The sequence below is a fragment of the Vibrio sp. 1S139 genome (genome assembly GCF_041439475.1).
GTDB lineage: Bacteria > Pseudomonadota > Gammaproteobacteria > Enterobacterales > Vibrionaceae > Vibrio > Vibrio crassostreae_C.
Map to the genome: position 1 here is coordinate 35335 of NZ_JBGOOD010000044.1, position 6830 is coordinate 42164.

Annotated in this window: 7 protein-coding genes and 1 pseudogene; 4 read left to right on the forward strand and 4 right to left on the reverse strand. The window is 42.4% G+C overall.

The window, feature by feature from the left end; all coding sequences use genetic code 11:
* Positions 1-86: 86 nt before the first annotated feature.
* Entirely contained in the window at positions 87-1298 is a 1212-nt protein-coding gene (locus ACED46_RS15100; RefSeq protein WP_102429223.1) for an MFS transporter, read from the reverse strand.
* Positions 1299-1327: 29 nt separating this feature from the next.
* Between ACED46_RS15100 and ACED46_RS15105 the strand changes: the two genes are divergently transcribed.
* Both ACED46_RS15105 and ACED46_RS15110 read left to right on the forward strand, forming a co-directional pair.
* Positions 1328-1477 (forward strand): hypothetical protein, encoded by a 150-nt coding sequence (locus tag ACED46_RS15105; RefSeq protein WP_017061698.1) that lies wholly within the window; start codon positions 1328-1330, stop codon positions 1475-1477.
* A gap of 460 nt (positions 1478-1937) precedes the next feature.
* On the forward strand, positions 1938-2552 hold the full coding sequence (locus tag ACED46_RS15110) for a YitT family protein (protein ID WP_017065874.1): 615 nt from the start codon (positions 1938-1940) through the stop codon (positions 2550-2552).
* A gap of 137 nt (positions 2553-2689) precedes the next feature.
* On the opposite strand, the gene sigZ is transcribed toward ACED46_RS15110, so the two are convergent.
* Positions 2690-3274, reverse strand: coding sequence for an RNA polymerase sigma factor SigZ (gene sigZ / locus ACED46_RS15115; protein WP_017061700.1), 585 nt, complete (start codon positions 3272-3274; stop codon positions 2690-2692).
* Positions 3258-3554, reverse strand: a complete 297-nt coding sequence (locus ACED46_RS15120; RefSeq protein WP_004733042.1) for a helix-turn-helix transcriptional regulator — start codon at positions 3552-3554, stop codon at positions 3258-3260. Before ACED46_RS15120 ends, sigZ begins: the two co-directional genes overlap by 17 nt.
* A 233-nt stretch (positions 3555-3787) precedes the next feature.
* Between ACED46_RS15120 and ACED46_RS15125 the strand changes: the two are divergent.
* Positions 3788-4732 (forward strand): annotated as a pseudogene (locus tag ACED46_RS15125) (permease); the annotation flags it as partial.
* Positions 4733-4864: 132 nt separating this feature from the next.
* Here ACED46_RS15125 and trmY read toward each other — a convergent pair.
* Entirely contained in the window at positions 4865-5464 is a 600-nt protein-coding gene (gene trmY / locus ACED46_RS15130) for a tRNA (pseudouridine(54)-N(1))-methyltransferase TrmY (RefSeq protein ID WP_017061702.1), read from the reverse strand.
* 255 nt (positions 5465-5719) lie between these two features.
* Here trmY and ACED46_RS15135 point away from each other — a divergent pair, with 255 nt between their 5' ends.
* Positions 5720-6244, forward strand: a complete 525-nt coding sequence (locus ACED46_RS15135) for a DUF3087 family protein (RefSeq protein WP_371721795.1) — start codon at positions 5720-5722, stop codon at positions 6242-6244.
* The last annotated feature ends 586 nt before the right edge of the window (positions 6245-6830 follow it).

The window sequence follows — 6830 nt, forward strand, 5'->3', positions numbered from 1 at the left end:
GTATCTCAGGATGCTTCCTTTCAATACTCACTCGCTTTATTGGAACGACTTGTTGTTTACGCTAGTGGGGGAGTCAGCATAAAACGTTAAGCCATTGCCAATTTCACTCGCTCAATCGGCTTGTCATTGATTGGTAAATGGATAAGTGCTGCTGCAAATGCCAGTACCACCGTTGACCACCAGATTGGCTCGTAAGAACCGTAGTAATCGTATATACGACCACCCACCCAAGCGCCTAAGAAGCTACCCACTTGGTGAGTAAAGAACACCAAACCGTACAACGTTGATAGGTAACGGGCACCGAAGATCTGACGAACTAAGCCAGACGTTAGCGGAACTGTACCCAACCAACAGAATCCAATGGCCGCACCGAAGATAGCCGCGGTTGATTCAGTCACAGGCAGAGTCACAAACGCACCGATAACCACAGTACGCACTAAGTACAGTGCAGACATAACGTGGCGTTTGCTGAACTTGTCGCCCATTACACCCCAGAAGTAAGACCCAAAGATGTTGAAGATGCCAACGTAAGCCAGTGCCATCGCAGCGCTGCTCGCGGGTAGGTCTTTATCTGCTAAATAGCTCGGTAAGTGCGTTGCGATAAACATTACGTGGAAACCGCACACGAAGAAGCCCGCGTGAATCAACCAGTAACCTTTGTGAGCAAACGCTTCAGACAACGCTTCTTTGAGTGTTTGGTTCTCTTCAGCTTGCGCTTGTTTGTTTGAGGCTGCTTTAGGCGCTCGCATGAACAGCGCAAAAGAGATCATCAAACAACACAGTACGCCAAACACTTGCATCGCACTCTGCCAGTCAAATTCATTCAGCATGTATTGTGCGCCCGGAATTACCGCGAACATACCAAATGAACCTGCAGCCGTGGTTAAGCCAAACGCCTTAGCCGCGTGCTCTGCTGGTACAACTTTCGCTACTGCGCCAAGCACGATCACGTAACTTGTCGCACTCAAGCCAAGACCAACCAGTGCGCCTAACGAAACGTAAAGCATGCTCGATTCGGTAGAAATTGAGGTAAGAAGTAAACCCAAACCGTAAGCACATGCGCCAGCAATAATGATGCGTCTTGCTCCCCATTTGTCAGCGGCCATACCAACAAAAGGTTGGAACACACCGAACAATAAGTTTTGTAGAGCAATAGAGAAGCTGAAAAACTCTCGACCCGTGCCGAAATGCTCTGAAATTGGCATCATGAAAATGCCGAATGATTGTCTGATCCCTAGACTGATAATAAGTGTGCCTATCCCTAGCCATACCAGTAAAGGAAAACGGAAAATGCTCATTCTAATACTCTTAAATTAATGGTGGTGATGTGAGTGGTCTTGCGCTGACATGTGTTGGTCAGTCATCTCATGGTGATGTTCGTGCCCAGAATGATCATGCCCTGACTGCTGGTGGCAACCACTGCTTACGGCATGCTGAGCCAAGAGATCAATCAATGGCTGACTGTGATGCACAATAACCAAACTAATGACGAGGAATAACGTCATTCTGGCAAGTTGGGCAAAAAGAGATTGTGAAAACATACGGTGTTGACATGCGCTCAATGTTGTAAGAAGTCGCGCATCATAGTGATGAGTCGGGTATGTATCAAATGACCATTTGTGATGTAGTCTATGCGTTTTATGCATAGATTGTCGCTTGATTGGAATTGGTATAAAACGCGCTCAATAAATAAGAAAACTTGAAGCTCGTTAGTTAATAGAAACAAGTATCTAATTAAGAATGAAAGTCTAAATTAAGGCTTATAACTAGCTGTTTAATTTAAAGTTTCACAAAGCTGTAAAAACTAATATACAAACTAATCACTAAGCAACATTGCTCGTTCACTCGACTTATCTGTCAAACATCGTAAATTTGGGCATAAATCGTTTCAAGACTACTGAAACGCGATGTTAAAAGATTCAGGGAGAGTCATTCACATGGATAAAGATCATAATCTTCGCGAAAACTTACTGGCACTGATCTTAGGTAGCGCATTGGTTTCACTCGGCGTTATCTTTTTCAACCAAGTCGGTTTGCTCACCGGGGGCACGGCTGGTCTAGCGATCTTCATTACCAAAGTAACAGATTTGAGCTTTGGCCAAGTATTCTTCGCACTTAACTTACCTTTCTATATTTTGTCGGTTGCTCGTATGGGCTGGCGCTTCACAATCAATACGTTTATCGCGGTTTCGATTGTTTCGTTCGCCGTGGATCACTTGTATCACGTGATTCAAATTGCCGAAATTCATGCATTGTATGCAGCTTTACTTGGTGGTGGCTTGATTGGTACCGGTATGCTGGTGATTTTCCGTCACAAGATGAGCTTAGGTGGCTTCAACATTCTGGCGTTGTTCTTACAAGAACGTTTTGGAATTCGAGCAGGTAAGGTTCAGATGGCATTAGACTGCACGATTGTTGTGCTTTCTCTGTTCATTGTTGATGTGTCATTGGTTCTTCTGTCTGTGCTTGGTGCGATAGTCACCAACTTGATTCTAGCAATGAATCATAAACCGGGGCGCTATCAACCTGTGGTAAAAGCGGAAGCAGCATAGTTCGGTTCGACTAAACACTAGGTTCGCTTAAGCACTCGATTCGCATAAACAAAGCATGATTTGCAGATTATGAAAACAACAAAGCCAGCATTAATTGCTGGCTTTGTTCTATTGAAATAACGGATTCGATGTAACGATTAACACTTGCCGCAGCTGGCGTTCGGCTTAAGCTCGCAATCAATCACATTGCCTTGTTGATCAAGGGACAAGTTACAACACTCTTCAAACAGGTTCTTAAGATCAGCACGGCTTTTTTGTACGCGGGATTTAACCGTTGAATAGCTGACGTTCTGCGCTTCTGCGATCTCTTTTTGGCTTTGGCCTTTGATGTCGACCGCAAGCAGTAGCGATGAACTTTGTTCTGGCAATGCCTGAATAAAAGGTTCAATACACAATGAAAGTTTCTGCTTAAATTCAGAGTCGTGGTCTAAATCGGTAAACCACAGATCTTCAGCATCAATTTGGCTATCACGTTGTTGGCGTGCATGCTTACGGTAGAAGTCGATAATGGTGTTGTTGGCTAACTGGAACAGCCAAGCCTTAACACTGCTAGCATCTTGTACCTTATCTAAGTTCTGATAGGTCTTAATCAAGATATCTTGGAGCAAGTCGTCTACATCCGCAGAGTTGTTGACCTTTGAATGCAGGAATGACTTTAATGCTTGCTGATACTCGGCCCAGACTTGTTCGAGCTTCAAAGGTGCATTAGTTGCACTGTTCATTTACGCAACATTCGTCTTGTAAGAAATCAATCACACCTTCTAGGCACTCATACTCCGCCACGCAGAATAGAGTTCTTCCTTCTCGTCTTTGGCTGATTAGGCCCGCAGACGCCAAGCTTGATATGTGGTGAGACAAGGTAGAACCGGGAATGCCTAGCTCTTCTTGTAGGCCGCCAACTGCAATGCCTTGGTAGCCAGCTTTAACGACACTCTTATAAATGGTTAGGCGAATAGGGTGCCCCAACTCTTTAAGTGCTTTCGCAACGACTTCTAAGTTCATATTAACTCCTCAAGATTTAATTTCGATGTTAGTCGAAATGTATGTCGAATTCAAATTTAAAAACGGTGTCTATGTAAGCTATTGAAAAACTGTGTTTTCGAAAATAATTTCGATTTTTATCGAAATAATTCTTGTTCTGGAGCTGTTTATTTCTATAATTCGAGAATGTTCGAAATTAAGGGTTGGTTACTTTTCTCATAGAGCCCGACCTTCAATCCAGTTTGGAGTTAATTATGAGCAATGAAATGTTAACAATGCTGAAAGACGCACTTGATATGTTCGCTTTCTTAGCAGTAGAGCTAATTATCCTTTTCTTAGCGATCAGCTACATTGTTGGGATTCTTCAAGAGTTCCTTACACCAGAAAAGATTCAATCTATCCTGAGCTCACGTAATGGTAAGGGTTATGTAGTAGCAGCACTACTGGGTGCAATTACACCTTTCTGTTCATGTTCGACCATTCCTTTCTTAAAAGGATTGCTGCGTGCAAGAGCGGGTTTCGGTCCAATGATGGTGTTCCTATTTGGTAGCCCACTATTGAACCCAGTGATCATTGGTTTGTTTGTGATTACCTTCGGTTGGCAAGTTGCTGTGTTCTACTTCCTTGTAGCAATGACGGTGTCTGTAGTGGCTGGTTACGCACTTGAGAAGCTTGGCTTTGAGCGTTACGTAAAACCTGAAGCGTATGAATCAACAGGTTCAGCTTCAAGCTGTGGCACTAGCTGTGGTGATTCTGATCCTAAGAAAGCAGCACCGGTTAAAGCGGAATCTTCATGTGGTACAAGTGCATGTGGCGAACCTGCACCAGTAATGGCAAAAGAGACATCTTGCTGCGATTCTAAAAAAGAAGAGCTACAAGTAACGGTTTCATGCTGTTCAGCGGATGGAAGCGCAACAGCTGAAATCGTAGAGAAGAAAGAACCTAGTCGTTGGATGAGAATTTGGTTCTCAACTTGGAAAGACTTCAAACAAGTTTTCCCTTACCTAATGATGGGTATCGCGATTGGTTCATTCATCTACGGCTTCATTCCTACAGACCTAATTGCACAGTACGCTGGTGAAGGTATGTGGTATGCGATTCCAGTAGCTGCCGTGATTGGTATTCCACTGTACATTCGTGCTGAAGCGGTAATCCCATTAAGTGCAGCTCTAGTACAGAAAGGTATGGCGTTGGGTGCAGGCTTCCTATACAGCTTCATCTTTGGTTAATCAGGTCTGATTTCGAGATAACACCATTGATACAAAGAGATAGATAATAAAAAAGAGCTCACATAGTTGAGCTCTTTTTTGTTTAGCTTATCAGTCCGGAGGCTAGAAACCGCGAATATCCAGCTCATTATTGATCAATACAACGCACTGAGAAGCAAACAGCATGTTCGGGCCTAAGCTGATTTTTTCTGTCCCTAAGCGCTTTAAGCTGTTGTAGCTTTTCTTCGGCATAGGGATGTGATCAGTAAGAAGGAAACATGGGTTTTCAGCAATCTCTGCATCACGGATAAAGTCACCTTTCTTATCCATCATGTATAGCTGGTGGTCTTCAGCCAGTTCTTTGACTAGTTTTTCAAAGCTCATAGTGCGAACGACGATTCCCGGTTCAACCTGACGAGTCTGCTCTTTGGTCATACCTTGAGAAGCATCAACCGCTCTTACTACCGCTGATAACAATGCCGATTCATGAAAGCCACCAATGTTGGTGATCTCATTTGAATCGAAAGTGATCGTACGTGAAAAGTCTTTAGTACTTTCTAATACAAGGTGTACGGTGACATTCTCACGGTGAGATTGAGCAACGAAGATCGTGTTCATCAGAGTATGAGCCAGAATCTCAGTATGAGCATCTTGCCCAACACCTTCTAAGATAAGTTTGCTCTCTGTAGGGGCTGCGCGAGCGCGTAATACGAATGAACGCATGGAATGTACCTTGTCAGTATGTGATAAAGCGAAACGGCCTTATCAACATGAATTGATGAATAACCAAAATTGTGGCGGTATGTAACTCTTTTCTATTAATGAAGTCAAATAGAGTTGCGTATAGTGACAACCAGAAGAACTCTGCTTATTAAATAGATAATGACCACATTACAAGATGGTTAAGGTTGAAGCGACCCAATGTTAACGTAGATAGTATGTGCAAATTATTAGGTAGCTTGCAAAAGGAAGTAGTCAATGAAGTTACAGAAGATCAATAAAGAAGAATATAGAAAGAAGATGAACCTGTTATTGGTTTCATTGGTTGGTTCACTCGCCGTGTTCGCCATTGTATTCGGAACCATACTGATTGAACTATTTGGTTCAGGACAATCAATCGAGGGTGAATCGACAGGTAATTTCCACTTGAACGTATTAGGTGTGATCTTATCTGTTGCATTGAATGCAATTATCGCGAATCGTGTGAAAGGGCATGATTACTTCAAAGAAGCGCTTTATGTATGGAACCTTAAACAAATCCATAATCAAATTTATCGTAAGCTCAAGCGTATTCAACCCAAAGCTGAACAAGGCGACCGAGACGCGCTGACCATCCTTTACTTCTATTACACCACGCAAAAACAGGTATACGACCTAGACAACAACACATTGACGATAAAAACAGTTCAGCAATCGCTAGATAAGATCTTAGAATTGAGCGAGAGATGGAGTATTGAACTAGATATAGAGGCTTTTTCGAAAGATCTAATCGCAAAGTTTTAAGTAATATGCCCATTATTGTATGAGCTTTGAGCGATGAAAGAGCCTTTTGACGCAAAAGTAGCCACTTAAGAAGGTTTTTTGAATTTTTATCAAAAAAGGGGTTGCCATGTTTTCGATGATCTCTATAATGCCGCCTCACTGACACGGCAGACGCCACAAGGCTTCAGCAGTAATCAGTAAGACGGAAAGTTCGAAAGAAATTAATTTAAAAAGTGTTTGACACTTAAGATTAAATCGCTAGAATTCACGTCCGCTTTCAAGGGTTTCTTTGTAAAAAGAAAGTTTTGAGAAGCAAAGCTCTTTAACAATTTAAACCTATCAATCTGTGTGGGCACTCGTTGATGAATACCAAAAAATGAAACTTCGGTTTCAACTTGATTTCAATGAACTGAGTGACCAATCGATAATTTATTATCGGCACAGTCAATTCATTATCATTCTGTTGGAATGGTAATAGCTTTAGAATTACTTTTTGTAGTTTTGAAGTCAGTATTCGTTGAGTCACACCTATTAATTTAGGTAATCAAAACTTTAAATTGAAGAGTTTGATCATGGCTCAGATTGAACGCTGGCGGCAGGCCTAACA

Excerpts from the sequence above, each read along its gene's own strand:
- ACED46_RS15100 (WP_102429223.1), bottom strand. The coding sequence starts at position 1,298 with ATGAGCATTTTCCGTTTTCCTTTACTGGTATGGCTAGGGATAGGCACA.
- ACED46_RS15110 (WP_017065874.1), top strand. The coding sequence starts at position 1,938 with ATGGATAAAGATCATAATCTTCGCGAAAACTTACTGGCACTGATCTTA.
- sigZ (WP_017061700.1), bottom strand. The coding sequence starts at position 3,274 with ATGAACAGTGCAACTAATGCACCTTTGAAGCTCGAACAAGTCTGGGCC.
- ACED46_RS15120 (WP_004733042.1), bottom strand. The coding sequence starts at position 3,554 with ATGAACTTAGAAGTCGTTGCGAAAGCACTTAAAGAGTTGGGGCACCCT.
- trmY (WP_017061702.1), bottom strand. The coding sequence starts at position 5,464 with ATGCGTTCATTCGTATTACGCGCTCGCGCAGCCCCTACAGAGAGCAAA.
- ACED46_RS15135 (WP_371721795.1), top strand. The coding sequence starts at position 5,720 with ATGAAGTTACAGAAGATCAATAAAGAAGAATATAGAAAGAAGATGAAC.